Origin of the sequence: Pseudomonas furukawaii (assembly GCF_002355475.1) — a bacterium.
In the GTDB taxonomy this organism is placed as follows: Bacteria; Pseudomonadota; Gammaproteobacteria; order Pseudomonadales; family Pseudomonadaceae; genus Metapseudomonas; species Metapseudomonas furukawaii.
In genome coordinates this window covers 3684758-3710761 of sequence record NZ_AP014862.1, presented here as the reverse complement: position 1 = coordinate 3710761, position 26004 = coordinate 3684758, and the positions used below count along the sequence as shown (strand labels likewise).

27 protein-coding genes are annotated in these 26004 nt (G+C 65.1%); 22 read left to right on the top strand and 5 right to left on the bottom strand.

Going from position 1 to position 26004, the window contains the following annotated elements; translation table 11 throughout:
• The first annotated feature begins 129 nt into the window (after positions 1 to 129).
• From KF707C_RS17285 to KF707C_RS17275, 3 genes are read left to right on the top strand one after another with little or no spacing between them, the layout of a single operon-like run.
• A complete protein-coding gene (locus KF707C_RS17285; protein ID WP_003456211.1) occupies positions 130 to 1380 on the top strand; it encodes a lipoprotein-releasing ABC transporter permease subunit in 1251 nt (416 codons plus the stop codon).
• Positions 1373 to 2056 (top strand): lipoprotein-releasing ABC transporter ATP-binding protein LolD, encoded by a 684-nt coding sequence (lolD, locus tag KF707C_RS17280; RefSeq protein WP_003456210.1) that lies wholly within the window; start codon positions 1373 to 1375, stop codon positions 2054 to 2056. The genes KF707C_RS17285 and lolD overlap by 8 nt, the downstream gene beginning before the upstream one ends.
• Position 2057: 1 nt before the next feature.
• Positions 2058 to 3302, top strand: coding sequence for a lipoprotein-releasing ABC transporter permease subunit (locus tag KF707C_RS17275; RefSeq protein WP_003456209.1), 1245 nt, complete (start codon positions 2058 to 2060; stop codon positions 3300 to 3302).
• 46 nt (positions 3303 to 3348) lie between these two features.
• Here KF707C_RS17275 and KF707C_RS17270 read toward each other — a convergent pair whose 3' ends face one another.
• Entirely contained in the window at positions 3349 to 3876 is a 528-nt protein-coding gene (locus KF707C_RS17270; protein ID WP_003456208.1) for a DUF2062 domain-containing protein, read from the bottom strand.
• 166 nt (positions 3877 to 4042) lie between these two features.
• Between KF707C_RS17270 and KF707C_RS17265 the strand changes: the two genes are divergently transcribed.
• The 8 genes from KF707C_RS17265 to murB all read left to right on the top strand — a co-directional run bounded on the left by KF707C_RS17265 (position 4043) and on the right by murB (position 10893).
• Positions 4043 to 6274 carry a DNA internalization-related competence protein ComEC/Rec2 gene (locus tag KF707C_RS17265; RefSeq protein ID WP_003456206.1) on the top strand — a complete coding sequence of 744 codons (2232 nt, stop codon included), beginning with the start codon at positions 4043 to 4045 and terminating at the stop codon, positions 6272 to 6274.
• Between the two features lie 72 nt (positions 6275 to 6346).
• Positions 6347 to 6982 (top strand): MotA/TolQ/ExbB proton channel family protein, encoded by a 636-nt coding sequence (locus tag KF707C_RS17260; RefSeq protein WP_003456205.1) that lies wholly within the window; start codon positions 6347 to 6349, stop codon positions 6980 to 6982.
• The gene (locus tag KF707C_RS17255; RefSeq protein WP_003456204.1) at positions 6979 to 7425 is read left to right on the top strand and encodes an ExbD/TolR family protein; all 447 of its coding nucleotides are present in this window, start codon (positions 6979 to 6981) and stop codon (positions 7423 to 7425) included. The genes KF707C_RS17260 and KF707C_RS17255 overlap by 4 nt, the downstream gene beginning before the upstream one ends.
• Positions 7425 to 8429, top strand: a complete 1005-nt coding sequence (lpxK, locus tag KF707C_RS17250; protein WP_003456203.1) for a tetraacyldisaccharide 4'-kinase — start codon at positions 7425 to 7427, stop codon at positions 8427 to 8429. Before KF707C_RS17255 ends, lpxK begins: the two co-directional genes overlap by 1 nt.
• Before the next feature lie 37 nt (positions 8430 to 8466).
• Entirely contained in the window at positions 8467 to 8652 is a 186-nt protein-coding gene (locus KF707C_RS17245) for a Trm112 family protein (protein ID WP_003456202.1), read from the top strand.
• Complete coding sequence (kdsB, locus tag KF707C_RS17240; protein WP_003456201.1) at positions 8649 to 9413, top strand: 3-deoxy-manno-octulosonate cytidylyltransferase; 765 nt, start codon at positions 8649 to 8651, stop codon at positions 9411 to 9413. Before KF707C_RS17245 ends, kdsB begins: the two co-directional genes overlap by 4 nt.
• Positions 9413 to 9877 carry a low molecular weight protein-tyrosine-phosphatase gene (locus KF707C_RS17235; RefSeq protein WP_003456200.1) on the top strand — a complete coding sequence of 155 codons (465 nt, stop codon included), beginning with the start codon at positions 9413 to 9415 and terminating at the stop codon, positions 9875 to 9877. Before kdsB ends, KF707C_RS17235 begins: the two co-directional genes overlap by 1 nt.
• Positions 9874 to 10893: a UDP-N-acetylmuramate dehydrogenase gene (gene murB, locus KF707C_RS17230; protein WP_003456198.1), complete on the top strand. Its 1020-nt coding sequence runs from the start codon at positions 9874 to 9876 to the stop codon at positions 10891 to 10893. The genes KF707C_RS17235 and murB overlap by 4 nt, the downstream gene beginning before the upstream one ends.
• Positions 10894 to 10956: 63 nt before the next feature.
• Here the strand turns inward: murB and ppnP are convergent, their stop codons facing one another.
• Together ppnP and KF707C_RS17220 are read right to left on the bottom strand one after the other, a co-directional pair.
• The gene (gene ppnP, locus KF707C_RS17225; RefSeq protein WP_003456197.1) at positions 10957 to 11238 is read right to left on the bottom strand and encodes a pyrimidine/purine nucleoside phosphorylase; all 282 of its coding nucleotides are present in this window, start codon (positions 11236 to 11238) and stop codon (positions 10957 to 10959) included.
• Between the two features lie 77 nt (positions 11239 to 11315).
• Positions 11316 to 11858 (bottom strand): exonuclease domain-containing protein, encoded by a 543-nt coding sequence (locus KF707C_RS17220; protein ID WP_003456196.1) that lies wholly within the window; start codon positions 11856 to 11858, stop codon positions 11316 to 11318.
• A 115-nt stretch (positions 11859 to 11973) separates the two neighbouring features.
• On the opposite strand from KF707C_RS17220, the gene KF707C_RS17215 reads away from it, so the two are divergent.
• Complete coding sequence (locus tag KF707C_RS17215) at positions 11974 to 12846, top strand: NAD(P)-dependent oxidoreductase (protein WP_003456195.1); 873 nt, start codon at positions 11974 to 11976, stop codon at positions 12844 to 12846.
• Between the two features lie 135 nt (positions 12847 to 12981).
• Here KF707C_RS17215 and KF707C_RS17210 read toward each other — a convergent pair whose 3' ends face one another.
• On the bottom strand, positions 12982 to 13323 hold the full coding sequence (locus tag KF707C_RS17210) for a DMT family protein (RefSeq protein ID WP_003456194.1): 342 nt from the start codon (positions 13321 to 13323) through the stop codon (positions 12982 to 12984).
• 36 nt (positions 13324 to 13359) lie between these two features.
• Between KF707C_RS17210 and KF707C_RS17205 the strand changes: the two genes are divergently transcribed.
• From KF707C_RS17205 to KF707C_RS17195, 3 genes are read left to right on the top strand one after another with little or no spacing between them, the layout of a single operon-like run.
• Entirely contained in the window at positions 13360 to 14205 is an 846-nt protein-coding gene (locus KF707C_RS17205; protein ID WP_003456193.1) for a hypothetical protein, read from the top strand.
• 44 nt (positions 14206 to 14249) lie between these two features.
• Positions 14250 to 14507, top strand: coding sequence for a YkgJ family cysteine cluster protein (locus KF707C_RS17200; RefSeq protein WP_081608133.1), 258 nt, complete (start codon positions 14250 to 14252; stop codon positions 14505 to 14507).
• Between the two features lie 47 nt (positions 14508 to 14554).
• Positions 14555 to 15157 (top strand): START domain-containing protein, encoded by a 603-nt coding sequence (locus tag KF707C_RS17195; RefSeq protein WP_003456190.1) that lies wholly within the window; start codon positions 14555 to 14557, stop codon positions 15155 to 15157.
• A 53-nt stretch (positions 15158 to 15210) separates the two neighbouring features.
• On the opposite strand, the gene gltA is transcribed toward KF707C_RS17195, so the two are convergent.
• Positions 15211 to 16503 carry a citrate synthase gene (gltA, locus tag KF707C_RS17190; RefSeq protein WP_003456189.1) on the bottom strand — a complete coding sequence of 431 codons (1293 nt, stop codon included), beginning with the start codon at positions 16501 to 16503 and terminating at the stop codon, positions 15211 to 15213.
• A gap of 362 nt (positions 16504 to 16865) precedes the next feature.
• On the opposite strand from gltA, the gene sdhC reads away from it, so the two are divergent.
• From sdhC to lpdA, 7 genes are all read left to right on the top strand, one after another.
• On the top strand, positions 16866 to 17240 hold the full coding sequence (gene sdhC, locus KF707C_RS17185) for a succinate dehydrogenase, cytochrome b556 subunit (RefSeq protein ID WP_003456186.1): 375 nt from the start codon (positions 16866 to 16868) through the stop codon (positions 17238 to 17240).
• Positions 17234 to 17602 (top strand): succinate dehydrogenase, hydrophobic membrane anchor protein, encoded by a 369-nt coding sequence (gene sdhD / locus KF707C_RS17180; protein WP_003456184.1) that lies wholly within the window; start codon positions 17234 to 17236, stop codon positions 17600 to 17602. Before sdhC ends, sdhD begins: the two co-directional genes overlap by 7 nt.
• A 3-nt stretch (positions 17603 to 17605) precedes the next feature.
• Positions 17606 to 19378: a succinate dehydrogenase flavoprotein subunit gene (gene sdhA / locus KF707C_RS17175; protein ID WP_003456182.1), complete on the top strand. Its 1773-nt coding sequence runs from the start codon at positions 17606 to 17608 to the stop codon at positions 19376 to 19378.
• Positions 19379 to 19389: 11 nt separating this feature from the next.
• Positions 19390 to 20106, top strand: coding sequence for a succinate dehydrogenase iron-sulfur subunit (locus KF707C_RS17170; protein WP_003456179.1), 717 nt, complete (start codon positions 19390 to 19392; stop codon positions 20104 to 20106).
• A gap of 242 nt (positions 20107 to 20348) precedes the next feature.
• The gene (locus tag KF707C_RS17165) at positions 20349 to 23180 is read left to right on the top strand and encodes a 2-oxoglutarate dehydrogenase E1 component (RefSeq protein WP_003456178.1); all 2832 of its coding nucleotides are present in this window, start codon (positions 20349 to 20351) and stop codon (positions 23178 to 23180) included.
• A gap of 45 nt (positions 23181 to 23225) precedes the next feature.
• Positions 23226 to 24452, top strand: a complete 1227-nt coding sequence (gene odhB / locus KF707C_RS17160) for a 2-oxoglutarate dehydrogenase complex dihydrolipoyllysine-residue succinyltransferase (protein ID WP_003456173.1) — start codon at positions 23226 to 23228, stop codon at positions 24450 to 24452.
• A 69-nt stretch (positions 24453 to 24521) separates the two neighbouring features.
• Entirely contained in the window at positions 24522 to 25958 is a 1437-nt protein-coding gene (gene lpdA / locus KF707C_RS17155; protein WP_003456168.1) for a dihydrolipoyl dehydrogenase, read from the top strand.
• Positions 25959 to 26004: the final 46 nt, after the last annotated feature.

Sequence of the window (26004 nt, the reverse complement as noted above, 5' to 3'; positions counted from 1 at the left end):
CGTCGCCCTCGAGGCCGTTTGCAACGACCCTGGCGGCGCAGCCCATCGTGAACTGGAACTGAGTGTAAACATAGCTCCACAGGCCCCGCCACAAGGACGTCCCTTCTTTCGCCAGCGAACTCCACTTTCATGTTCAGACCGCTGTCCCTCTACATCGGCGCCCGCTACACCCGCGCCAAGCGTCGCAACTACTTCGTCTCCTTCATTTCCCTCACCTCGATGATCGGTCTCGCCCTGGGCGTGCTGGTGATGATCCTGGTGCTGTCGGTCATGAATGGCTTCGACCACGAGATGCGCACCCGCGTCCTCGGCATGGTGCCCCATGCCACGGTGGAGTCCGCTGTGCCCATCAGCGACTGGCGCAAGCTGGCCGCCGGCGTCGCGCGCCATTCCGAAGTGCAGGCGGTGGCGCCCTACACCCAGGTCCAGGGCCTGCTCACCGCGGACGGCAAGGTGCAGAAGGTGCTGGTGAATGCCGTCGACCCGCAGGAAGAGGCCAAGGTTTCCATCATTGGCGACTTCTTCCGCCAGGGCAGCCTGGCGGACCTGCGGCCCGGCGAGTTCGGCATGGTCATCGGCGATCGCGCGGCCGCCAAGCTGGGTGTCGGTATCGGCGACAAGGTCACCTTCGTGCTTCCCGAAGTGGCGGTGACCCCGGCCGGGGTCTTCCCGCGCATGAAGCGCTTCACCGTGGTGGGCATCTTCCATGTGGGCGCCGGCGAGCTGGATGGCTTCCTGGCCATGGCCAACCTGTCAGACGTGGCGCGCCTGAAGCGCTGGCAGCCGGATCAGGTGCAGGGCCTGCGCCTCAAGCTGAACGACCTGTTCCAGGCGCCCCAGGTGGCCTGGCAGGTCGCCGGCGAGCTCAAGGGCGAGGACTTCTATGCCCGCGACTGGACCCGTACACACGGCAACCTCTACCAGGCGATCAAGATGGAGAAGGCCATGATCGGCCTGCTCCTGCTGCTGATCGTCGCGGTGGCTGCCTTCAACATCATTTCCACCCTGGTGATGGTGGTGACCGACAAGCGAGGCGATATCGCCATTCTTCGCACGCTGGGGGCGACGCCCCGCCAGATCATGGGCATCTTCATGGTCCAGGGCACGGTGATCGGCGTGGTGGGCACCCTGATCGGCGGCGTGCTGGGCATCCTTGCGGCCCTCAATGTGAGCGACGCCATCGCCTTGCTGGAGCGGGGCCTGGGGCACAAGTTCCTCAGCGCCGATGTCTACTTCATCGACTACCTGCCCTCCCAACTGATGACCGAGGACGTGGTGCTGGTCTGCTCGGCCGCGCTGGTCCTCAGCTTCCTCGCCACCCTTTACCCCGCCTGGCGTGCCTCGCGCACCCAGCCAGCAGAGGCTTTGCGTTATGAGTAACAAGGCAGTCCTGAGTTGCCGCAACCTGGGCAAGAGCTACGACGAGGGCCCGCAATCGGTCGACGTGCTCGCGGGCGTCGAGCTGGAACTGCACCCGGGCGAGCGGGTGGCCATCGTCGGCAGTTCAGGTTCCGGCAAGAGCACGCTGCTGAACATGCTGGGCGGCCTGGACACACCCACCCGCGGCAGTGTCTGGCTGGCGGGCGAGGAGCTTTCCGCCCTCAGCGAGACCGCGCGTGGACTGCTGCGCAATCGTGCGCTGGGCTTCGTCTACCAGTTCCACCACTTGTTACCCGAGTTCACTGCCCTGGAGAACGTTTGCATGCCGCTGCTGATCGGCCGCACGCCGATCCCCGAAGCCCGCCAGCGGGCCACGGCGCTGCTGGAGCGGGTCGGCCTCGGCCACCGTCTGGGGCACAAGCCGGCCGAGCTGTCCGGTGGCGAACGCCAGCGCGTGGCCATTGCCCGCGCGCTGGTGAACAACCCGGCGCTGGTACTGCTGGACGAACCCACCGGCAACCTTGACCAGCACACCGCCCACGGCATCCAGGAGCTGATGCTGGAGCTCAGCGGATCGCTGCGGACCGCGTTCCTGGTGGTGACCCACGATCTCCAGCTGGCGCGCCAGATGGACCGGGTGCTGCGGCTGGAAGACGGCCGGCTGGTGGTGGCCTGAGATGTTCAGACCGCTCGCCGTCTTCGTCGGCGCGCGCTACGTGCGCGCCAAGCGACGCAACCACTTCATTTCCTTCATTTCCCTGACCTCGATGATCGGCCTCGCCCTGGGCGTACTGGCCATGATCGTGGTGCTTTCGGTGATGAACGGCTTCCAGAAGGAAATGCGCTCGCGCATTCTCGGCATGGTGTCCCACGCCACCCTCAGCGCCCAGCAGCCGCTGGACGATTGGCGGCGCGTGGCCGACGCGGCCCTTGAGCACCCGGAAGTGGTGGGGGCTGTGCCCTTCGCCGAACTGGAGGGCATGCTCTCCTACAAGGGCATGATGCAGCCGGTGCAGATCAATGGCGTCGATCCGCAGGAGGAGACCAAGGTTTCCATCATCGGCCAGCACATGGTGCAGGGGCGCCTGGATGATCTGCGTCCCGGCGAGTCGGGCATCGTGATCGGCGAGATCACCGCACGGCGCTTTCGCCTCAATGTCGGTGACAAGCTGACCCTGATCGTGCCCGAGCTGAGCAGCGCGCCCGGGGGCATCACCCCGCGCATGCAGCGCTTCAACGTGGTGGGCGTGTTCAAGGTGGGCGCCGAGCTGGACAGCTCGCTCGCGCTGATCAACATCGCCGACGCCTCCGCCGTGCTGCGTCTGCCGGAGGGCCAGGTGCAGAGCGTGCGCATTGCCCTGAAGGACCTCTTCCTCGCGCCCGAAGTGTCGGCGCAGATCGCCGCCGAGCTGGGGCAGGGCTACCGCGCCGAGGACTGGACCCACACCCAGGGCAGCCTGTTCAGCGCCATGAAGATGGAAAAGACCATGATCGGCCTGCTGTTGCTGCTGATCGTGGCGGTAGCCGCCTTCAACATCATCGCGACCCTGATCATGGTGGTGGCCGACAAGCGCGCGGACATCGCCATCCTCCGCACCTTGGGGGCGACGCCCCGGCAGATCATGGCGATGTTCATGGTGCAGGGCAGCGTGATCGGCGTGATCGGCACCTTGATCGGCACCGTGCTGGGCGTCGTCACCGCCCTCAACGTCAGCCAGTGGATCGCGGCCCTCGAACGCGCCAGCGGCCGGCAGATCTTCAGCTCCGACGTCTACTTCGTCAGCTACCTGCCGTCGGAGCTGCAACTGGGGGATGTGGCGCTGATCTGCACGGCCGCGCTGGTGCTCAGTTTCCTGGCAACCCTCTATCCCGCCTGGCGGGCTGCGCAGACCCAGCCGGCCGAGGCATTGCGCTACGAGTGAGGACTGGGCCAATGAACAACGCCGCATTCGATGCGGCGTTTTCATTTCAGTCGTTGGCTTCCCGGCGCGCCTTCTGGCGCTTGCGCCAGCTGTGGCCGACCCACCAGCGCCAGTAGAGCATGGTGAGCATGTATCCCAGTGCCCCCACCAGTACGCCACAGAGCAGGGAGCCTAGGAGAAAGGGCTGCCACATGGAGGAAAGCTCCTGGGTGATCCAGGAGAAGGTCAGTTCATCCGGCAGCGGGCGCGGAGCGATCTGCATGATCCAGGCCCCCACCTTGTAGGTGCAGTAGAACACCGGTGGCATGGTGATGGGGTTGGTCAGCCAGACGAGGCCCACCGAGATGGGCAGGTTGGCTCTGACCATGACCGCCAGGCCGGCGGCCAGCAGCATCTGCATGGGGATGGGGACGAAGGCGGCGAACAGGCCCATGGCCATGGCCCGCGCCACCGAGTGGCGGTTCAGGTGCCAGAGGTTGGGGTCGTGCATGAGGGTGCCGAGAAACCGCAGGGACTTGTGGTCCCGGATGGTGTCCGGATTCGGCATGTAGCGTTTGAAGATGCGACGCGGCATGGACGGTCTCTGGCGGGCAAAAGCGCCGGTATTATGCACAGCGAAAAATGACATCGCCGATTGAGTTTGTGTCGGCAAATTAACGGGGTGCTCGGCGGCTGTACAGGCCTGCCCGCCCGGTCCGCTGGATGCGGCATCGGCACCCCGACCAGGGAAGGAAATGGCGATGCCCGTTTCATGGGGACTGCTGGCGCTGGCCAGCGGCATGCTCGCGTTGCGCTGGATGCCGGCGCTGCCCGCGGCCGGGACCCTGTTGTTGCAAGCCCTCCTGGGCCTGATTCTGCTGCGCGGCCGTCTGTGGCCATTGGGCCTGTTCCTGCTGGGGCTGGCCTGGGCCTGCATCGGCGCCCGGATTGCGCTGGACGATCGCCTCGATCCGGCCCTGGACGGCGAGATCCGCTGGCTGGAGGGGCAGGTCGCAGGGCTTCCGGCCGTCGCCGAGGGGGTGACCCGATTCGAGCTGGAGGACGTACGCTCGCCGCGCGCGGAGCTGCCCACACGGCTGCGCCTGTCCTGGCACGGTGCGCCAATGGTGCGCGCGGGGGAGCGCTGGCGCCTGGCGGTCAAACTCAAGCGCCCCCATGGCCTGGTGAATCCAGGCACCTTCGACCATGAGGCGTGGTTGCTGGCGCGGCGCATCGGGGCGACCGGCGCGGTGAAGGCCGGCGAGCGCCTGCGGGTCGCCGCCGGCCCCTCGGCCTGGCGCGATGGCCTGCGTCTTCGGCTGTTAGCCGAGGACGCCGGTGGGCGAGCCGGCGGTCTCGCCGCGCTGGTGCTGGGTGACGGAAGCGGTTTGTCGGTCGCGGATTGGCGGCTGCTGCAAGACACCGGCACCACTCACTTGATGGTCATTTCGGGACAGCACATCAGTCTGTTCGCCGGGGTGCTTTATGGCCTGGTGGCGCTGTTGGCCCGGTTGGGGCTCTGGCCGGGCCGCCTGCCCTGGTTGCCCTGGGCCTGCGGGCTGGCCTTTGCCGGAGGGCTGGGTTACGGGTTGTTGGCGGGGTTCGATGTACCGGTACAGCGGGCCTGCCTGATGCTCGCCGTGGTGCTGGTCTGGCGACTTCGCTTCCGCCACCTGGGCCTGTTCGTTCCGCTGTTGGGGGCGCTCTGCACGGTGCTGCTGGCGGAGCCGCTGGTGGTGCTGCAGCCGGGCTTCTGGTTGTCCTTCGGCTCTGTTGCCCTGCTGGTGCTGGCGTTCGCCGGCCGCCTCGGCGCCTGGCGCTGGTGGGTTACCTGGTGGCGTGCGCAATGGGTGATGGGGCTTGGCCTGGCGCCACTGATGCTGGCGCTGGCGTTGCCCATCAGTTTGAGCGGTCCCCTGGCGAACCTGCTGGCGGTGCCTTGGGTGAGCCTGGTAGTGCTGCCGCCGGCCCTGCTAGGCACCCTGCTGTTGCCGGTCCCGGGGCTGGGCGAAGGCCTGCTCTGGCTGGCGGGGTACGCATTGGAGCTGCTGTTCCAGGTGCTCGACTGCCTGTCGCGACAAGTGCCGGCATGGGTTGCACCCCAGCCGCCCCCGTGGGCCTGGCTGCTGGGTGCCCTGGGGGCGCTGTTGCTGATCGCGCCCGCCGGGTTGCCGTTCCGCGGGCTGGGGTTGGCGCTGATGCTGCCGGTGCTGCTGCCGCCCCTGGAGCGCCCGCCGACGGGGCAGGCGGATATCCTGATGCTCGACGTGGGGCAGGGGCTTTCAGTGCTGGTCCGTACCCGTCATCACGCGCTGCTCTACGATGCCGGCGCCCGTCGCGGTGACTTCGACCTGGGTGAGCGGGTCGTGGTGCCGACGCTGCGCAGCCTCGGCCTGGACCGCCTGGACCTGTTGCTGGTCAGCCATGCCGATAACGATCACGCCGGCGGCGCACCCGCCGTCATGCGCGGCCTGAAGGTCGATCGGCTGGTCAGCGGCGAACCGGGCAGGCTGGACGTCGGGCGGCTCGCCGAACCCTGTCAGGCGGGAGAGCAGTGGCGTTGGGATGGCGTGAGCTTTCGCACCTGGCACTGGGCGCACGCCGACGACAGCAATGACAGATCCTGCGTCCTGACGGTGGAGGCCGGCGGCGAACGCCTGCTGCTCACCGGTGACCTGGGCGCTCGCGGCGAAGCGGCGTGGATCGCCAGTGGACAGCCCCTTTCCTCGCGCTGGCTGGTGGCCGGGCACCACGGTAGCCGCACTTCGTCGACCGGGTTCTTCCTGCGTCGGGTGGCGCCGGAAGGGGTGCTAATCTCCCGCGGGCATCTCAATCCTTATGGCCATCCGCATCCGCGGGTCCTATCGCGGATCCGGGGGCTGCCTGCCCGAATCCACGATACGGCGGAGGAGGGCGCCGTGGGGCTGCGCCTGGGTGGTTTCGGCCCGGCCCGGGGCGCGCGTGAAGTGCCGGTGTTCTGGAGGGAAAAATGAGAACCGCGACGGTCGGCGAGGGCCCGACCCTATGCTAGAGTGGCGCCACTTTTCCGAAGGGGATTTCCTACCGTGTGGGAGTTGGTCAAAGCCGGTGGCTGGATGATGCTGCCGATCATTCTCTGTTCCGTCGCCGCCACCGCGATCATCGCTGAACGCCTGTGGACCCTGCGCATCAGCCGGGTTTCTCCGCCCCATCTGCTGGGTCAGGTCTGGCGACAGATCAAGGACAAGCAGCTCAATGCCCAGAAGCTCAAGGAGCTGCGAGCGTCCTCGCCCCTGGGTGAGGTGCTCGCCGCCGGACTGGCCAACTCCAAGCACGGTCGCGAGATCATGAAAGAGTGCATCGAGGAGGCTGCAGGCCGCGTGATCCATGAGCTGGAGCGCTACCTCAATGCCCTTGGCACCATCGCTGCCATGGCGCCGCTGCTGGGGCTCCTGGGAACGGTGTTCGGCATGATCGAGATCTTCAGTGGCTTCATGGAAAATGGCATGGCCAACGCGCCGATCCTCGCCGGTGGCATCGCGAAGGCGCTGGTGACGACGGCTGCGGGCCTGATCGTCGCCATTCCGGCCGTGTTCTTCCATCGCTACCTGCTGCGTCGCGTGGACGAACTGGTGGTGGCCATGGAGCAGGAGGCGATCAAGCTGGTGGAGGTGGTGCAGGGCGATCGCGAGGTGGACTTCGCGGAGGTAGCCAAAGCGTGAAGTTTCGCCGTCGGGCGGGCAACGTCGCCCGCGAGGAAGTCTTCCTCAACCTCACGTCCCTGATCGACGTGATCTTCGTGCTGCTGCTGTTCTTCGTGGTCACTACCACCTTCACCAAACCCAGCCAGCTGAAGATCGAACTGCCCGAGGCCGTCAGCGGCACGCCGCCGGAAGAGACGCAGCTCAAGACCCTGGAGCTTTCCATCGGCGCCGACGGCCAGTACGCCCTCAATGGCCAGGACCTGGTGAAGAATGACCTGGCGACCCTGATCGCCGCCCTGGGGCGGGAATCCGAGGGTGACAACAGCCTGCCCCTGGTCATTACCGCCGACGCCCGCACCTCCCACCAGTCGGTGGTCACCGCCATGGACGCGGCCGGCAAGCTGGGCTTCAGCCATCTGCGCATGACCACGGTAGACGCCGACGCGGCCAAGCAACCCTGATGGCGTTCTCCGACCGCCTGCTGGACGCCTGGTACCGGGGGCACCCGGCGCTGGGCCTGCTCGCTCCCCTGGAGTGGATCTACCGGCGTGTGGCTCGCGGCAAGCGCGAGGCCTACCTTTCCGGGCGCAGTGCCAGCTATCGGCCGCCGGTGCCGCTGATAGTCGTTGGCAACATCACCGTGGGTGGCACTGGCAAGACGCCCATGATCCTCTGGCTCATCGAGCATTGCCGTGCGCGTGGGTTGCGCGTCGGCGTGGTCAGTCGCGGCTACGGCGCCAAGCCGCCCCGTCTGCCCTGGCGAGTCCGGGCCGACCAGGACGCGGCGCAGGCGGGGGATGAGCCTCTGCTGATCGTCCAGCGCAGCGGCGTGCCGCTGGTGATCGATCCCGATCGCTCCCGTGCCGTGCGTGCCTTGCTGGAGCAGGAGCAACTGGATCTGATCCTCAGTGACGATGGCCTGCAACATTACCGCCTGGGGCGCGATCTGGAACTGGTACTGATCGATGCCGCCCGTGGGCTGGGCAATCGTCGCTGCCTGCCGGCCGGCCCGCTACGCGAGCCGCCGGAGCGGCTGGAGTCGGTTGGGGCGGTCCTGCGCAACGGCGCCGAAGCGGATGGCGCCGAGGGGTTCGCCTTCCGTCTGGTGCCGGGCGCCCTGGTGAATATCCAGACCGGGCAGCGTGCCGCCCTGACGCATTTCCCGCCGGGCCAGAGCGTCCACGCGGTGGCCGGCATCGGCAACCCCCAGCGTTTCTTCAGGACCCTGGAGGCGCTACACTGGCGCCCGATTCCGCACCCCTTCGCCGACCACGCGGTCTACAGTCGCGAGGCCCTGGACTTCCAGCCCTCGCTGCCCTTGCTGATGACCGAGAAGGATGCGGTGAAGTGCCGGACCTTTGCGGCGACCGACTGGTGGTACCTGACGGTGGACGCCCAGCCGTCCCGGGCGTTCGTCGCCTGGTTCGACGAGCAATTGGCCCGTCTGCTGCCGAATCGCCCTTAATCTCATGCGGCCCCTGGCTGCACTCAAGGATTTCCCCATGGACCCGAAACTCCTCGACATCCTCGCCTGCCCCCTGTGCAAGGGGCCGTTGAAACTGGCCGACGACAAGAGCGAACTGATTTGCAAGGCCGACGCCCTGGCCTTTCCGGTGCGCGATGGCATTCCGGTGATGCTGGAGGGCGAGGCCCGCACCCTGACGGTCGATGAGCGGCTGGACAAATGAGCCAGGCCTTCACCGTCGTCATTCCCGCCCGCTACGCGTCCACCCGCCTGCCCGGCAAGCCGCTGCAGGATATCGCCGGCAAGCCGATGGTCCAGCGCGTCTGGGAGCAGGCGCGCCGCAGTGCCGCCCAGCGTGTGGTGGTGGCCACCGATGATCCGCGGATCGTCGAGGCCTGCCAGGGGTTCGGCGCCGAGGTGCTGCTGACCCGTGCCGACCACAACTCCGGCACCGACCGTCTGGCCGAAGTGGCCAGCCAACTGGGCCTCGCCAGCGACGCCATCGTGGTCAATGTGCAGGGCGATGAGCCGCTGGTCCCGCCGTCCATCATCGATCAGGTGGCGGCCAACCTGGCGGCGCACCCGGAAGCCGGCATCGCCACCCTGTCCGAACCCATCGAGGACGTCCAGGCCCTGTTCAATCCCAACGTGGTGAAGGTGGTGGCCGACCTCAACGGCCTGGCCCTGACCTTCAGCCGCGCCACCTTGCCCTGGGCCCGGGACGCCTTCGCCGCGTCGCCCGACCGGTTGCCCGAGGGCGTTCCCTATCGCCGCCACATCGGCATCTATGCCTACCGCGCCGGCTTCCTCCACGATTTCGTCGCCTGGGGTCCCTGCTGGCTGGAGAACACCGAAAGCCTGGAGCAGCTCCGGGCGCTCTGGCATGGCGTGCGCATCCATGTGGCCGATGCCGTCGAAGCACCGCCCGCCGGTGTCGACACCCCGGAAGACCTGGAGCGCGTGCGGCGCCTGCTGGGGGCCTGATGCGCATCCTTTTCGTCTGTCTCGGCAACATCTGCCGTTCGCCCACCGCCGAGGGGGTGATGCGGCACAAGCTCCGTGAGGCGGGGTTGGAGCACCAGGTACAAGTGGACTCCGCCGGTACTGGTGACTGGCATGTGGGCAAGGCCCCGGATGCGCGCACCCGCGTCGCCGCCCAGAGACGGGGTTACGACCTGTCGATGCTACGCGCCCGCCAGGTGGCGACCGATGACTTTGCCCGCTTCGACCTGATCCTGGCTATGGACGAGAGCAACCTGGCCAACCTGCGGGGCTTGCAGTCGGGCAAGGGTGGGGCGGAGCTGGACCTGTTCCTGCGTCGCTATGCGCTGGCCCTGGATGAGGTACCTGATCCCTATTACGGCGGTGAGGATGGCTTCGAGCAGGTACTCGACCTGGTGGAGCAGGCCTGCGATGCGCTGATCCTCGAGATCAAGGGGCGCCTGTGAGCCTGGTCGTTCGGGAGAACCTGTCCCTCAAGCCCTTCAACACCTTCGGCGTCGATGTGCGTGCGCGCTGGTTCGTGGAGGCCCACGACGATGGCGAGGTCCGCGAGGGCATCGCCCAGGCGGAACGGCTGAACCATCCACTCCTGGTCATCGGCGGCGGTAGCAACCTGCTGCTGACCGCTGACGTGGAGGCCCTGGTATTGCGCATGGCCAGTCGGGGCATTCGTGTCCTGGCCGACGACGGCGTCGATGTCCTGGTGGAGGCCGAGGCCGGCGAGCCCTGGCACCCCTTCGTGCTCTGGACCCTGGAGCAGGGCTTCGGTGGCCTGGAGAACCTCAGCCTGATCCCCGGCACTGTTGGCGCCGCGCCGATGCAGAACATCGGGGCCTACGGCGTCGAGATCAAGGACGTGTTCGCCGGCCTGACGGCACTGGATCGCCGCACCGGCGAACTGCGGGAATTCGACCTGGCGGCCTGTCGCTTCGCCTATCGCGACAGCCTGTTCAAGCAGGAGCCCGGTCGCTGGGTGATCCTGCGTGTGCGTTTCAAACTGGGCCGCCGGACCCGGCTGCACCTGGACTACGGTCCTGTGCGCCAGCGCTTGCAGGCCGAGGGCATCGAGGTGCCGACTCCCCGGGATGTCAGTCGCGCCATCTGTGCCATCCGCAGCGAAAAGCTGCCCGATCCGGCGCAGCTGGGCAATGCCGGCAGTTTCTTCAAGAACCCGGTGGTCAGTGCCGAATTGGCCGGGAGGCTACGTGCCGAGCATTCGGACCTGGTGGGCTATCCCCAGGCCGATGGCCAGGTGAAGCTGGCCGCCGGCTGGCTGATCGAGCGCGCCGGCTGGAAAGGCTTCCGCGAGGGCGATGCCGGGGTGCATCGGCATCAGGCGCTGGTGCTGGTGAACTATGGCAATGCCAGCGGCCTGGAGCTCCAGGGGCTGGCTCGACGCATCCAGGCGGACATCGCGGCGAAGTTCGGGGTGACGCTGGAGATGGAACCGAACCTGATCTGAGCCCCAGAAACAGAAAACCGGCCAAGGGCCGGTTTTCTGTGTGGATCGCGACCGTGCGGGACCTCAGCGGTACTCGCAGAGGTAGGCGGTGTCCTGGGCGACCTTGAGCTGGAACTTGCTGTTGGCCGGTACGGTGAACTGGCTGCCGGCGGCGAAGGTCTCCCAGCTGTCGCTGCCCGGCAGCTTGACGGTCAGGGCGCCGGCGACCACGTGCATGATCTCCAGCTGGCTGGTGCCGAACTCGTAGTCGCCAGGTGCCATCACGCCGATGGTGGCCGGGCCGTCGGTCATGCCGAAGGCGATGGATTTGACGGTGCCGTCGAAGTACTCGTTGACCTTGAACATGCTGGGCTCCTGGATGGGGTCTGAAAGGGGCGACAGTATGCCCAAGGGCGGTTGCAGCGTCACTAGTCGCCGTACATTCAGGCGGGCAGCACCAATGGCAACAGGCGCGCGGTATTGCGGGCATCTTCCAGCGCCCGATGTTGCTGGCCCTGGAAGCTCAGGCCCGCCAGTTGCAGTGCCGCATGCAGGCCCACGGCGCGGCCGAGCTGGCGCGCTTCGGCGAAGCGCTGCTTCAGGTTCAGGTGCGGGGTGGCGGCCAGCAAGCTGTCCAGTTGGTGAAGCCGCCATTCCTGTTCCAGCTGGCGACGGTCGTAGTCCCCCCAACTGGCCCAGCCCACCAGGCGCGGGCGGTGGTGGCCGAGCCAGCGTTCGAATGCCTGCCAGACCTGTGGAAGGCTGGCGGCGCCGTCCACGTCGGCCTGGCTGATATGGGTGAGCTGGCGGCAGAAGCCGGTGAGGCACGGACGCCTGAGCGGGCGAACGAAGCGCTGGAAATGATCCACTTCATGGCCGTCCGCTCGGACCAGGGAAGCGCCGATCTCGATGATCTCCATTTCTTCCAGTGGCCAGCCACCTTCCTCGGTGGTGGCTTCCAGGTCGATGACCAGCCAGTGCGGCATGTTGTTCTCCTTGGCGAGGGCGGCGAGTCCGGCCTGGGTGCGAGTATGGTGGTGCTTTCGCCGGCCGGCAAACGGCGTGTTAGGCTTTTCTGCAGGTCGACGAAGGAGAAGAACAATGGCTGAAGTAGCGTTCCTCGGTCTGGGGGTCATGGGTTTCAACATGGCCGGGCACCTGGCCTGTGAAGGGCATTCGGTGCGCGTCTACAACCGCAGCAAGGGCCGATTGAAGCTCTGGTGCGACGAGTTTGCCGGTGAGGCCTGCGACACCCCGAGAGAGGCGGCGGCGGGGGCGGAGTTCGTCATGGTCTGCGTGGTCGATGACGACGACCTGCGAGCGGTCTTGCTGGGCGAGGACGGCGCCCTGGCCGGCATGGCGCCCGGTTCGGTGCTGGTGGACCACACCACGGCGTCGGCCGATGCCGCGCGTGAGCTGGCTGCGTTGGCCGCCGAGCGCGAGGTGGGCTTCCTCGATGCGCCGGTGTCCGGTGGTCAGGCCGGCGCGGAGGCCGGGATGCTCTCGGTGATGGTGGGCGGCGACCCGGCGTTCTACGACAGGGCCGCGCCGGTGATGGAGGCCTACGCCAAGCTGACCCGGCTCATGGGGCCGGTGGGCAGTGGTCAATTGACCAAGATGGTGAACCAGATCTGCGTCGGCGGCCTGCTCCAGGGGCTGGCCGAGGCCCTGCATTTCGCCCAGTGTGCCGGGCTCGATGCCAAGGCTGCGATGGAGGTGATCAGCAAGGGTGCCGCCCAGTCCTGGCAGTTGGAGCACCGCCACCAGACCATGCTGGAGGGGGCGTTCAACTTCGGTTTCGCCGTGGACTGGATGCGCAAGGACCTCGGCATCGTGCTGGAGGAGGCCCAGCGCAACGGCGCACAGTTGCCCGTCACCGCGCTGGTGGATCAGTTCTACGCCGAGGTCCAGGCCATGGGCGGCGGCCGTTGGGACACCTCCAGCCTGATCGCCCGCCTGAAAAAACCGGCGTAGCGGGAGAGATATCGGGCCTTAGGCCGCAGAGCAAGAGTCAGGCTAGGAAGAAATCGGCGAAGACGCGGAGTTGACGATGGTTAATGAGCAGTCTGAGCCGATTTCTGACAACGCACGGCCGAAGCGCAGGCGAGCCTAGCTGCGGAAAATGAAGTAGACGGCGCCCAGCATGCATAACCCCGCCCACAGGTAGTCCAGCTTCAGGGGCTGTTGCAGGTAGAGGACGCTGAACGGAACGAAGACCGCCAGGGTGATGACCTCCTGCATGATCTTCAGCTGGCCGACCGACAGTTCCGTGTAGCCGATCCGGTTGGCCGGCACCATCAGCAGGTACTCGAAGAGGGCGATGCCCCAGCTGACGAGGGCGGCGATTATCCAGGGCTTGGTGTTGAGGCTCTTGAGGTGTCCGTACCAGGCGAAGGTCATGAAGACATTGGACAGGGTGAGCAGGGCGGCGGTCTGCATCCATACCGGCATGATCGAAGGCTCTTGTGAGGGGGATGCGCAAGCCTAATGGGTGCTGAATTGCAAGGAAAGAGAGGCTCCGCCGGCACCCTGCGTACCGCCGGTTTCTCGTTGCTGGTGTTGCTCGCTGTGACCCTCGCCGTGCTCCGGGGCGTTGACGCCTGGCAGAAGGCGCCGGTAATCGCCGAGCTCCACCGGCCACCGGCGTTCGCGGTGCCCCGTGACTTCGATTTCGGGCGCTATCGGTTGTCCTGGCTCGGCAGTGGATTCGAGGTCCATCCGGTTGCGCAGCCGGATCGGGTGCTCTGGCGCGTCGAGGGCGGCTTCCTGGCTGCCGGGATCGGGCGAGGGGAGGGCGGTGCCTGGGAGCGCCGCGAGCTCTTGTGTCGCGAGCAGAGCCTGGAGTCTTTCGAGCGGCAGGGGACGAGGTTGCGGCTGAAGGGGCATGTGCGCTGCGACGACGGGCACACGGCCCCTTATGAGCTCGTCCTGGAGGACGACGGTACGCGCGGGATAGCGCTGACCGTTGCCTTGGAGGCGCCCGAGCTCAATCGACTCTACTTGGGTTGGGTGCGCGATCCGGGGGAAGCGGTCTTCGGCGTCGACGCCTCGGGTATCTCCCGCAGCCTGTCCGGTCAGCGCCTGGTCGTGGCCGGGCGCGGCGGGGAGGAGGGCGCGCCCGGTGCCTTCTACCTGACGTCGCGGCTGCGGGGCTTCCACAGTCTGTCGGCGGCCAGCCAGGTGTTGGACCTGCGTGATCCGCGACGCGTCGGTCTGGAGGTCCGCGAGGGTCGGCTGGTGGCGTATTTCCTCATCGGTGACAGCCCGGCCGAACTGCTGGGCCATCGGGATGCGGTGGAGAGGGCACTGCCAAGGCGGCCCGCTCCCGATTAAAATATCCCGTCCCGCCGTTCACACCGTCGCCCGAGGTTCCCACCATGAAGTGCCGTCCAGGCTGTGGTGCCTGCTGCATCGCGCCGTCCATCAGTTCTCCGATTCCTGGCATGCCCGCAGGCAAGCCGGCGGGTGAGCGTTGTCTGCACCTGTCCGTCGAGCATCTCTGTCAGTTGTTCGGCGATCCCCGTCGCCCCCAGGTCTGTGGAGATTTCGATGCCGATCCCGAAGTCTGTGGCGACAGTCGGGAGGACGCCATCCGTCTGTTAGGCTGGCTGGAGCAGGCGACTTCGGCGGCATGAATGCCTTGGGTCGGCGAAGCGCCGGTCGCGATGATCAAGGAGAGAGCATGAGAAACAGCCTGGTGGCAATGTCGATGCTGGGGGTGTTGGTGGCTCCCGCTGCCCATGCCGAGGACTGGAAGCTGGCCAAGGATGAAGATGGCATCAGGGTCTATCTCGCCGAGGTACCGGGATCCAGGTACAAGGCTTACCGTGGCGTCGCGATCATGAAGACCGATATCGCCACCCTGCGTGCGTTGCAGGAGGATGTAAGCGGTTCCTGCGCGTGGATCCATGAGTGCAAGGACCAGAAGCTCCTGAAGGCCGAGGGCGACCAGAGCTGGACCTATACCCGCTTCAACACGCCCTGGCCGGTGACGCCGAGGGATTCGGTGATCCATGTCGTTTCGCAGCTCGGGGCGGATGGCAGTGTCACCCGTGTCCTCGAAGGGGTTCCCGCCTACCTGCCCGAGGCGGCGGGCTATGTGCGGGTGGCGGAGGTCAGCGGCTTCTGGAAGCTGGAACCCAAGGGGGTGGGAGAGGTAGAGGTGACCTATCAGCTCCATACCGAGCCGGGTGGAAGCGTGCCTTCCTGGCTGGCCAACAGCTTCGTGGTGGATGCACCTTTCAACACCCTGAAGGCGATGCGCGAGCGTGCCGAGCGCCGTTAGGCGAAGAGAAAATAAAAAAGGCTGCCCTTCGGCAGCCTTTTTCATATGCAGCGTCAGGCCTGTTTGCGGGCGTCGAGTTCGACGAAGTCGCGGGCCTGGTGGCCGGTGTACAGCTGGCGCGGGCGGCCGATCTTGTACGGGCCGGAGAGCATTTCCTTCCAGTGGGAGATCCAGCCCACGGTGCGTGCCAGGGCGAAGATCACGGTGAACATGCTGGTCGGAATGCCGATGGCCTTCAGGATGATGCCCGAGTAGAAGTCGACGTTCGGATACAGGTTGCGCTCCTTGAAATAAGGATCGTTGCGCGCGATCTCGTCGAGCTTCATCGCCAGTTCCAGCTGCGGGTCGTTGATGCCCAGTTCGGCCAGGACTTCGTCGCAGGTCTGCTTCATGACCTTGGCGCGCGGGTCGAAGTTCTTGTAGACGCGGTGGCCGAAGCCCATCAGCTTGAACGGATCGTTCTTGTCCTTCGCCTTGGCGATGAACTTGTCGATGTTGGACACGTCGCCGATTTCGTCGAGCATGCTCAGTACGGCTTCGTTCGCACCGCCGTGAGCCGGGCCCCAGAGGGCCGCGATGCCGGCCGCGATGCAGGCGAAGGGGTTGGCGCCGGACGAGCCCGCCAGGCGTACGGTGGAGGTCGAAGCGTTCTGCTCGTGGTCGGCGTGGAGGATGAAGATGCGGTCCATCGCCTTGGCCAGCACCGGGCTGATCGGTTTGATCTCGGCCGGGGTGTTGAACATCATGTGCAGGAAGTTTTCCGCGTAGTTCAGGTCGTTACGCGGGTACATCATGGGCTGGCCCATGGAGTACTTGTAGGCCATTGCCGCGATGGTCGGCATCTTGGCGACCAGGCGCATCGCCGAGACTTCGCGGTGCTGCGGGTTATTGATGTCGAGGGAGTCGTGGTAGAAGGCGGACAGAGCGCCCACTACGCCGCACATGATCGCCATCGGATGGGCGTCGCGGCGGAAGCCGTTGAAGAAGCTCTTCAGCTGCTCGTGAACCATGGTGTGGTTCTTGATGGTGCTGACGAACTTGGCTTTCTCCTCTGCGTTGGGCAGTTCGCCGTTCAGCAGCAGGTAGCAGGTTTCCAGGTAATCGGACTTTTCCGCCAGTTGCTCGATCGGATAGCCACGGTGCAGCAGAACGCCCTTGTCGCCGTCGATGTAGGTGATCTTCGACTCGCAAGAGGCGGTCGACATAAAGCCAGGATCAAAGGTGAAGCAGCCCGTGGAGGTCAGGCCCCGCACATCGACTACATCGGGTCCCATGGTTCCGGACAGAACGGGCAGCTCTACGGGGGCAGCGCCCTCGATGATCAACTGCGCTTTTTTGTCAGCCATAGCGGCCTCCTAGTTATGCTTGAAATCATCAGACAGCCCCCCACGCAGGGCCCGGGACACTATAGAGCGATAAATTCGAATGTCAATTTGAAGAAACCCATGTGGCAGCAGGGTTTGCGTGGGGTTTTCGACGAAAAAAAGGGGGCTATTTACGCCTTTTATATAGGCAGTGCAATCCGCTTTTGGGGGCAGGCCTTCGCATTGTCATTAGTCAGCTAACTGTCTATACTCAGCGCCCGATCGCCAGGGGCCTCGGGCCCATATTCTGGAGGTCGGCACTCCCTTTGGTGAGGGGTACCTGATCAGTGCACTTCCCGACAACTTGCCCTGTTTGTTAGGGGCCTCAGTGTGAAAAAAAAGCCGTGAATAGCCAACGACCTGTAAACCTAGATCTCAGGACCATCAAACTCCCCATCACTGCTTACACGTCCATCCTGCATCGTATCTCTGGCGTCATCCTCTTCTTCGGCATTGCCGTGCTGCTCTTTGCACTCGACAAGTCGCTGAGCTCCGAGGAAGGCTTCGAGCAGGTCAAGGCGTGCCTGACCAGTCCGCTGGCCAAGTTTGTGATTTGGGGCCTCCTGTCCGCTCTGCTTTACCACCTGGTCGCCGGCGTGCGCCACCTGGTAATGGATGCGGGCGTCGGCGAGACGCTCGAGGGCGGCAAGCTGGGCTCGAAAATCGTCATCGTAGTATCTGCGGTGCTGATCGTGCTGCTGGGGGTGTGGGTATGGTAACCAACGTCACGAACTTCTCGCGTTCGGGCCTCTACGACTGGATGGCCCAGCGTGTCTCTGCGGTCGTTCTCGCGGCTTATTTCCTCTTTCTGCTTGGCTACCTCGTGGCCAATCCGGGGCTGACCTACGCCGAATGGCATGGTCTGTTCTCCCACACCGCGATGCGTATCTTCAGTCTGCTGGCCCTGGTCGCCCTGAGCGTCCACGCCTGGGTCGGCATGTGGACCATCTCCACCGACTACCTGACGCCCATGGCGCTGGGCAAGGCGGCGACTGTCGTGCGTTTCCTGTTCCAGGCGGTATGCGGCATGGCGATGTTCGCATTCTTCGTTTGGGGCGTGCAGATTCTCTGGGGTGTGTGATTCATGGCTAGCATTCGTACTCTTTCTTTCGACGCCATCATCGTAGGTGGCGGCGGCGCCGGCATGCGTGCCGCGCTGCAACTGGCCCAGGGTGGCCACAAGACTGCCGTGGTGACCAAGGTCTTCCCGACCCGCTCCCACACTGTGTCCGCCCAGGGCGGTATCACCTGCGCCATCGCTTCGGCCGACCCGAACGACGACTGGCGCTGGCACATGTACGACACCGTCAAGGGTTCCGACTACATCGGTGACCAGGACGCCATCGAATACATGTGCTCCGTAGGCCCGGAAGCCGTGTTCGAGCTCGAGCACATGGGTCTGCCGTTCTCCCGTACCGAGCAGGGTCGCATCTATCAGCGTCCGTTCGGTGGCCAGTCCAAGGACTTCGGCAAGGGTGGCCAGGCGGCCCGTACCTGCGCCGCGGCCGACCGTACCGGTCACGCCCTGCTGCACACCCTGTACCAGGCCAACCTGAAGAACGGCACCTCGTTCCTCAACGAGTGGTACGCCGTTGACCTGGTGAAGAACCAGGATGGTGCGGTCGTCGGTATCATCGCCATCTGCATCGAGACCGGCGAAACCGTCTACATCCGCTCCAAGGCCGTGGTTCTGGCCACTGGCGGCGCCGGTCGCATCTATGCCTCCACCACCAATGCCCTGATCAATACGGGTGATGGCGTGGGCATGGCCCTGCGTGCTGGTGTGCCGGTTCAGGACATCGAAATGTGGCAATTCCACCCGACCGGCATCGCCGGCGCCGGCGTGCTGGTGACCGAAGGTTGCCGTGGCGAGGGTGGCTACCTGATCAACGCCCACGGTGAACGCTTCATGGAGCGTTACGCTCCGAACGCCAAGGACCTGGCCGGTCGCGACGTGGTCGCCCGCTCCATGGTGAAGGAAGTGATCGCCGGCAACGGCGTGGGCCCGAACAAGGACCACGTGCTGCTGAAGCTCGACCACCTCGGCGAGGAAGTCCTGCACAGCCGCCTGCCCGGCATCTGCGAACTGTCCAAGACCTTCGCCCACGTCGACCCTGTGGTGGCCCCGATCCCGGTTATCCCGACCTGCCACTACATGATGGGTGGCGTCGCCACCAACATCCACGGCCAGGCCATCACTCAGGACGCCAACGGCAACGACACCATCGTCGAAGGCCTGTTCGCGGTGGGTGAGGTGGCGTGCGTATCCGTGCACGGTGCCAACCGTCTGGGCGGCAACTCGCTGCTGGACCTGGTCGTCTTCGGTCGTGCCGCCGGTCTGCACCTGGAGAAGGCGCTCAAGGAAGGTATCGAAGCGCGCGGCGCCAGCGAGACCGACATCGAGCTGTCCCTCAAGCGTCTGGCCGGTGTCAACGAGCGCTCCAGTGGCGAGGAAGTCGCCCCGCTGAAGCGCGAGCTGCAACAGTGCATGCAGAACTACTTCGGTGTATTCCGTACCGGCGAATACATGCAGAAGGGTATCGCCCAGCTCGCCGAGCTGCGCGACCGCATCGCCAACGTCAAGATCAACGACAAGTCTCAGGCTTTCAACACTGCGCGTATCGAAGCGCTGGAGTTGCAGAACCTGCTGGAAGTCGCCGAGGCCACTGCCATCGCCGCCGAAGTTCGCAAGGAGTCCCGTGGTGCCCATGCCCGCGAAGACTTCGAAGATCGCGACGACGAGAACTGGCTGTGCCACACCCTGTACTTCCCGGGTGAGAAGCGCGTCGCCAAGCGCGCCGTCAACTTCGCGCCGAAGACCGTTCCGGCCTTCGAACCCAAAGTACGTACCTATTAAGGGTGGCAGACATGTCCAAGACTCTCACCGTTAGCGTCTACCGCTACAACCCGGAGCGCGACAGCGCTCCGACCATGCAGGACTTCCAGATCGACACCGACGGCAAGGACGTGATGGTTCTTGACGTACTGGCCCTGATCAAGGAACAGGACGAGGGTTTCTCCTACCGTCGTTCCTGCCGCGAGGGCGTGTGCGGCTCCGATGGCATGAACATCAACGGCAAGAACGGCCTGGCGTGCATCACTCCGCTGTCCGCGGCCGGCCTCAAGGGCGGCAAGCTGGTCATCCGTCCGCTGCCCGGTCTGCCGGTCATTCGTGACCTGGTCGTCGATATGAGCATCTTCTACAAGCAGTACGAGAAGGTGCAGCCCTACCTGCAGAACACCTCGCCGGCCCCGGCCATCGAGCGCCTGCAGTCTCCGGAAGATCGCGAGAAGCTGGACGGCCTGTACGAGTGCATCCTGTGCGCTTGCTGCTCGACCTCCTGCCCGTCCTTCTGGTGGAACCCCGACAAGTTCCTCGGTCCCGCTGCGCTGCTGCAGGCCTATCGCTTCCTGGCCGACAGCCGCGACACCAAGACCGAAGAGCGACTGGCCGCGCTGGATGACCCGTTCAGCGTGTTCCGTTGCCGCGGCATCATGAACTGCGTGAACGTTTGCCCCAAGGGTCTGAACCCCACCAAGGCCATCGGTCACGTACGTAACATGCTGCTGCAGAGCGGTACCTGATTCGACTGCTGTACCCGCAACACCTGTGGCGCCGGTTCAGGCCGGCGTCGCAGTAAAACCAGGAATGCAGCCCACAAAGCCGCGCTCCTTATCGAAAAAATATACAGATGACCAGCAGGGGCAACCGGGCTGGTGCCCGGACTATCTGCGCGGGATCCTTGGTGACTTCAGTCGCTGTGCCAGGACTGGTGAACCTGCGGGTGTCCACGCCGATGGCGTCCCCTTATCGAGGGTGACAAAGCATGCAAGAAAGCGAAATGCAGCGCATGTGGAACAGCGCCCACCTATCCGGTGGTAACGCTGCCTATGTGGAAGAGCTCTATGAGCTTTACCTGCACGATCCCAACGCTGTGCCAGAAGAGTGGCGCACCTACTTCCAGAAACTGCCCACCGACGGCAGCGTTGCCACCGACGTTTCGCACTCCACCGTTCGTGATCATTTCGTACTGCTCGCCAAGAACCAGCGCCGCGCCCAGCCGGTTTCCGCTGGCGCCGTCAGCAGCGAACACGAGAAGAAGCAGGTAGAAGTCCTGCGCCTGATCCAGGCTTTCCGCATGCGCGGTCATCAGGCCTCCAAGCTCGATCCGCTTGGCCTGTGGCAGCGTCCGGCTCCTGCCGATCTGTCGATTCGCCATTACGGCCTGACCGACGCCGACCTCGATACCACCTTCCGTACCGGTGAGCTCTACATCGGCAAGGAGGAGGCGACTCTGCGTGAAATTCAGCAAACGCTCAACGAGACGTATTGCCGCACCATCGGCGCTGAGTTCACCCACATCGTCGATTCCGATCAGCGCAAGTGGTTCCAGCAGCGTCTGGAAAGCGTGCGCGGCCGTCCTGCCTTCTCGCCGGAAGTCCAGAGCCACCTGCTGGAGCGTCTGACCGCAGCCGAAGGCCTGGAAAAGTACCTGGGCACCAAGTACCCGGGCACCAAGCGTTTCGGCCTGGAGGGTGGCGAGAGCCTGATCCCGCTGCTGGACGAGATCATCCAGCGCTCTGGCTCCTACGGCCTGAAGGAAATCGTCATCGGCATGGCCCACCGCGGCCGCCTGAACGTCCTGGTCAACACCTTCGGCAAGAACCCGCGCGACCTGTTCGACGAGTTCGAAGGCAAGAAGACCGAGGGCCTGTCCTCCGGTGACGTGAAATACCACCAGGGCTTCTCCTCCAACGTCATGACCCCGGGCGGCGAAGTCCACCTGGCCCTGGCGTTCAACCCGTCCCACCTGGAAATCGTTTCCCCGGTGGTGGAAGGCTCCGTGCGCGCCCGCCAGGACCGCCGCCAGGACAAGACCGGCGACAAGGTTCTGCCGATCTCCATCCACGGTGACGCGGCCTTCGCCGGCCAGGGCGTGGTGATGGAAACCTTCCAGATGTCGCAGACCCGCGGCTATCGGACCGGCGGCACCATCCACATCGTCATCAACAACCAGGTCGGCTTCACCACCAGCCGTCCGGAAGACTCCCGCTCCACCGAGTACTGCACCGACGTCGCCAAGATGATCCAGGCGCCGATCCTGCACGTGAACGGTGACGATCCGGAAGCCGTGCTGTTCGTGACCCAGTTGGCCGTCGACTACCGCATGCAGTTCAAGCGCGACGTGGTCATCGACCTGGTCTGCTACCGCCGCCGCGGCCACAACGAGGCCGACGAGCCGTCCGGCACCCAGCCGCTGATGTACCAGCAGATCGGCAAGCAGCGCACCACGCGCGAGCAGTATGCCGATGCCCTGAGCAGCTCCGGCGTGCTCGATGCCGCTGCTATCCAGGCCAAGGTGGACGAGTACCGCGCTGCCCTGGACAACGGCCAGCACGTGGTCAAGAGCCTGGTGAAGGAGCCCAACAAGGAGCTCTTCGTCGACTGGCGCCCCTACCTGGGCCATGCCTGGACCGCGCGTCACGACACCCGCTTCGAGCTGAAGACCCTGCAGGAGCTCTCCGCCAAGCTGCAGGAGATTCCGGAAGGCTTCGTGGTCCAGCGCCAGGTCGCCAAGATCCTCGAAGACCGCCAGAAGATGGGCGCCGGTGCCATGCCGATCAACTGGGGCTACGCCGAAACCATGGCGTACGCCACCCTGTTGTTCGAAGGCCACCCGGTGCGCATCACCGGCCAGGACGTGGGCCGCGGTACCTTCTCGCACCGCCATGCGGCGCTGCACAGCCAGAAGGACGCCAGCACCTACCTGCCGCTGCAGAACCTGTTCGCCGACCAGCCCAAGTTCGAACTGTACGACTCCTACCTGTCGGAAGAAGCCGTACTGGCGTTCGAATACGGTTACTCCACCACCACGCCCAACGCGCTGGTGATCTGGGAAGCCCAGTTCGGTGACTTCGCCAACGGCGCCCAGGTGGTGATCGACCAGTTCATCACCAGCGGCGAGCACAAGTGGGGTCGTCTGTGCGGCCTGACCATGCTGCTGCCCCACGGCTACGAAGGCCAGGGTCCGGAGCACTCCTCCGCGCGCCTGGAGCGCTACCTGCAGCTGTGCGCCGAGCACAACATCCAGGTCTGCGTACCGACCACCCCGGCACAGATCTACCATCTGCTGCGTCGTCAGGTGATCCGCCCGCTGCGCAAGCCGCTGGTCGTGCTCACGCCGAAGTCGCTGCTGCGCCACAAGCTGGCCATCTCGACCCTGGAAGATCTGGCGGAAGGCTCCTTCCAGACCGTCATCGGCGAGATCGATACCCTCGATCCGAAGAAGGTGGATCGTCTGGTCCTGTGCAGCGGCAAGGTCTACTACGACCTGCTGGAGAAGCGCCGTGCCGAGGGTCGCGAAGACATCGCCATCGTGCGCCTGGAACAGCTGTATCCGTTCCCCGAGGACGACCTGGCCGAGGTCCTGGCTCCGTACAAGAACCTCAAGCACATCGTCTGGTGCCAGGAAGAGCCGATGAACCAGGGTGCCTGGTACTGCAGCCAGCACCACATGCGTCGCGTGGCGACCGCCCACAAGAAAGGGCTGTTCCTCGAGTACGCCGGCCGCGAGGCCTCGGCGGCGCCCGCCTGCGGTTACGCCTCGATGCACGCTGAGCAGCAGGAAAAACTGCTGCAAGATGCCTTTACTGTTTAACGCCTTCGCGCAGAAGAAACCGAATTTAGATAGGAACCCTGAACAATGGCTATCGAGATCAAAGCCCCCACCTTCCCGGAATCGGTTGCCGACGGCACCGTGGCCACCTGGCACAAGAAGCCGGGTGACGCAGTCAAGCGCGATGAGCTGATCGTCGACATCGAGACCGACAAGGTGGTCATGGAAGTCCTGGCCGAGGCCGACGGCGTCCTGGCTGAAATCGTCAAGAACGAGGGCGACACCGTCCTCAGCGGCGAACTGCTCGGCAAGCTGAACGCCGGCGCTGCCGCAGCCGCTGCCGCTCCTGCCGCCGCCCCGGCTGCCGCACCTGCTGCCCAGGCCGCCGCCCCGGCCGCCGCCGCTGACGACGCCATCCTGTCCCCGGCCGCCCGCAAGCTGGCCGAGGAGAACGGCATCGATCCGAACAGCATCGCCGGCACCGGCAAGGGCGGTCGCGTGACCAAGGAAGACGTGGTCGCCGCCGTCGAGGCCAAGAAGAACGCCCCGGCCGCTCCGGCCGCCAAGCCCGCCGCCCCGGCTGCCGAGGCTCCGGTGTTCGCCGCTGGCGACCGCGTCGAGAAGCGCGTACCCATGACCCGCCTGCGTGCCAAGGTTGCCGAGCGTCTGGTCGAAGCCCAGTCCACCATGGCCATGCTGACCACCTTCAACGAAGTCGACATGACCGAAGTCATGGCCCTGCGTTCGAAGTACAAGGACCTGTTCGAGAAGACCCACAATGGCGTTCGCCTGGGCTTCATGTCCTTCTTCGTCAAGGCCTCCGTCGAGGCGCTGAAGCGCTTCCCGGCGGTCAACGCCTCCATCGACGGCAACGACATCGTGTACCACGGCTACCAGGACATCGGCGTCGCCGTGTCCAGCGATCGTGGCCTGGTGGTTCCGGTCCTGCGCAATGCCGAACTGATGAGCCTGGCTGAAGTGGAAAGCGGCATCGCCACCTTTGGCAAGAAGGCACGTGAGGGCAAGCTGTCCATCGACGAGATGACCGGCGGCACCTTCACCATCACCAATGGCGGTACTTTCGGTTCGATGATGTCGACCCCGATCGTCAACCCGCCGCAGGCCGCGATCCTCGGCATGCACAACATCATCCAACGCCCCATGGCGATCAACGGTCAGGTGGTTATCCGCCCGATGATGTACCTGGCTCTGTCCTACGATCACCGTCTGATCGACGGCAAGGAGGCGGTGAGCTTCCTGGTGACCATCAAGAACCTGCTGGAAGACCCGGCTCGTCTGCTGCTGGACATCTGATCGCCAGCCTCTCCCACGGCGACCCCTTGAAAGAGGGGTCGTCCGGTTTCATCCGAGAAGGAATGAGTTATGACCCAGAAATTCGACGTGGTAGTGATTGGTGCGGGCCCTGGTGGCTACGTAGCGGCCATCAAGGCGGCCCAACTGGGCCTGAAAACCGCCTGCATCGAGAAGTACCAGGGCAAGGATGGCAAGACCGCGCTGGGCGGTACCTGCCTGAACGTCGGCTGCATCCCCTCGAAGGCGCTGCTGGACAGTTCCTACAAGTACCACGAGGCCCATGACGGCTTCAAAATCCACGGCATCGAGACCAAGGGCGTCAGCATCGACGTACCGGCCATGGTTGCCCGCAAGGACACCATCGTCAAAAACCTGACCGGCGGCGTGAGCACCCTGTTCAAGGCCAACGGCGTGACCCTGCTGGAAGGCCACGGCAAGCTGCTGGCCAACAAGCAGGTCGAAGTCACCGGTTCCGACGGCAAGGTGCAGGTCATCGAAGCCGAGAACGTGATCCTCGCCTCCGGCTCCAAGCCCGTGGACATCCCGCCGGCCCCGGTTGACCAGGACGTGATCGTCGACTCCACCGGCGCCCTGGAGTTCCAGGCCGTACCGAAGAAGCTGGGCGTGATCGGCGCCGGCGTCATCGGCCTCGAACTGGGCTCCGTCTGGGCCCGCCTGGGTGCCGAAGTGACCGTGCTGGAAGCCCTGGACAAGTTCCTCCCGGCCGCCGACGAGCAGGTGTCCAAGGAAGCCCTGAAGATCCTCACCAAGCAGGGTCTGAAAGTGCGTCTGGGCGCCCGCGTCACCGGTTCCGAAGTGAAGAAGAAGCAGGTCACCGTCAACTTCACCGACGCCGAAGGCGAGCAGAAGATGACCTTCGACAAGCTGATCGTGGCCGTGGGCCGCCGCCCGGTGACCACCGATCTGCTGGCCACCGACAGCGGCGTGACCCTGGACGAGCGTGGTTTCATCTTCGTCGATGACTACTGCGCCACCAGCGTTCCGGGCGTCTACGCCATCGGCGACGTCGTCCGTGGCGCCATGCTGGCCCACAAGGCCTCGGAAGAGGGCATCATGGTTGCCGAGCGCATCGCCGGCCACAAGGCCCAGATGAACTACGACCTGATCCCGTCGGTCATCTACACCCATCCGGAAATCGCATGGGTCGGCAAGACCGAGCAGTCCCTGAAGGCCGAAGGCGTTGAGATCAACGTCGGCACCTTCCCGTTCGCGGCCAGCGGCCGTGCCATGGCCGCCAACGACACCGCCGGTTTCGTCAAGGTCATCGCCGACGCCAAGACCGACCGCGTTCTGGGTGTGCACGTGATCGGCCCGAGCGCCGCCGAACTGGTCCAGCAAGGTGCCATCGGCATGGAATTCGGCACCAGCGCCGAAGACCTGGGCATGATGGTCTTCTCGCACCCGACCCTCTCCGAAGCCCTGCATGAAGCAGCGCTTGCCGTGAATGGCCACGCCATCCACATCGCCAACCGCAAGAAGCGCTGAGCAACATCCCCGCACAGGTCGCGCGCGTGGCCTGTGCGGGAGTCGG

What these genes read in the sequence shown, in the direction of transcription:
- KF707C_RS17285 (WP_003456211.1), top strand. Translation starts at nt 130, where the DNA reads ATGTTCAGACCGCTGTCCCTCTACATCGGCGCCCGCTACACCCGCGCC.
- lolD (WP_003456210.1), top strand. Translation starts at nt 1,373, where the DNA reads ATGAGTAACAAGGCAGTCCTGAGTTGCCGCAACCTGGGCAAGAGCTAC.
- KF707C_RS17275 (WP_003456209.1), top strand. Translation starts at nt 2,058, where the DNA reads ATGTTCAGACCGCTCGCCGTCTTCGTCGGCGCGCGCTACGTGCGCGCC.
- KF707C_RS17270 (WP_003456208.1), bottom strand. Translation starts at nt 3,876, where the DNA reads ATGCCGCGTCGCATCTTCAAACGCTACATGCCGAATCCGGACACCATC.
- KF707C_RS17265 (WP_003456206.1), top strand. Translation starts at nt 4,043, where the DNA reads ATGCCCGTTTCATGGGGACTGCTGGCGCTGGCCAGCGGCATGCTCGCG.
- lpxK (WP_003456203.1), top strand. Translation starts at nt 7,425, where the DNA reads ATGGCGTTCTCCGACCGCCTGCTGGACGCCTGGTACCGGGGGCACCCG.
- KF707C_RS17245 (WP_003456202.1), top strand. Translation starts at nt 8,467, where the DNA reads ATGGACCCGAAACTCCTCGACATCCTCGCCTGCCCCCTGTGCAAGGGG.
- kdsB (WP_003456201.1), top strand. Translation starts at nt 8,649, where the DNA reads ATGAGCCAGGCCTTCACCGTCGTCATTCCCGCCCGCTACGCGTCCACC.
- KF707C_RS17235 (WP_003456200.1), top strand. Translation starts at nt 9,413, where the DNA reads ATGCGCATCCTTTTCGTCTGTCTCGGCAACATCTGCCGTTCGCCCACC.
- ppnP (WP_003456197.1), bottom strand. Translation starts at nt 11,238, where the DNA reads ATGTTCAAGGTCAACGAGTACTTCGACGGCACCGTCAAATCCATCGCC.
- KF707C_RS17220 (WP_003456196.1), bottom strand. Translation starts at nt 11,858, where the DNA reads ATGCCGCACTGGCTGGTCATCGACCTGGAAGCCACCACCGAGGAAGGT.
- KF707C_RS17215 (WP_003456195.1), top strand. Translation starts at nt 11,974, where the DNA reads ATGGCTGAAGTAGCGTTCCTCGGTCTGGGGGTCATGGGTTTCAACATG.
- KF707C_RS17210 (WP_003456194.1), bottom strand. Translation starts at nt 13,323, where the DNA reads ATGCCGGTATGGATGCAGACCGCCGCCCTGCTCACCCTGTCCAATGTC.
- KF707C_RS17205 (WP_003456193.1), top strand. Translation starts at nt 13,360, where the DNA reads ATGGGTGCTGAATTGCAAGGAAAGAGAGGCTCCGCCGGCACCCTGCGT.
- KF707C_RS17200 (WP_081608133.1), top strand. Translation starts at nt 14,250, where the DNA reads ATGAAGTGCCGTCCAGGCTGTGGTGCCTGCTGCATCGCGCCGTCCATC.
- KF707C_RS17195 (WP_003456190.1), top strand. Translation starts at nt 14,555, where the DNA reads ATGAGAAACAGCCTGGTGGCAATGTCGATGCTGGGGGTGTTGGTGGCT.
- gltA (WP_003456189.1), bottom strand. Translation starts at nt 16,503, where the DNA reads ATGGCTGACAAAAAAGCGCAGTTGATCATCGAGGGCGCTGCCCCCGTA.
- sdhD (WP_003456184.1), top strand. Translation starts at nt 17,234, where the DNA reads ATGGTAACCAACGTCACGAACTTCTCGCGTTCGGGCCTCTACGACTGG.
- sdhA (WP_003456182.1), top strand. Translation starts at nt 17,606, where the DNA reads ATGGCTAGCATTCGTACTCTTTCTTTCGACGCCATCATCGTAGGTGGC.
- KF707C_RS17170 (WP_003456179.1), top strand. Translation starts at nt 19,390, where the DNA reads ATGTCCAAGACTCTCACCGTTAGCGTCTACCGCTACAACCCGGAGCGC.
- KF707C_RS17165 (WP_003456178.1), top strand. Translation starts at nt 20,349, where the DNA reads ATGCAAGAAAGCGAAATGCAGCGCATGTGGAACAGCGCCCACCTATCC.
- odhB (WP_003456173.1), top strand. Translation starts at nt 23,226, where the DNA reads ATGGCTATCGAGATCAAAGCCCCCACCTTCCCGGAATCGGTTGCCGAC.
- lpdA (WP_003456168.1), top strand. Translation starts at nt 24,522, where the DNA reads ATGACCCAGAAATTCGACGTGGTAGTGATTGGTGCGGGCCCTGGTGGC.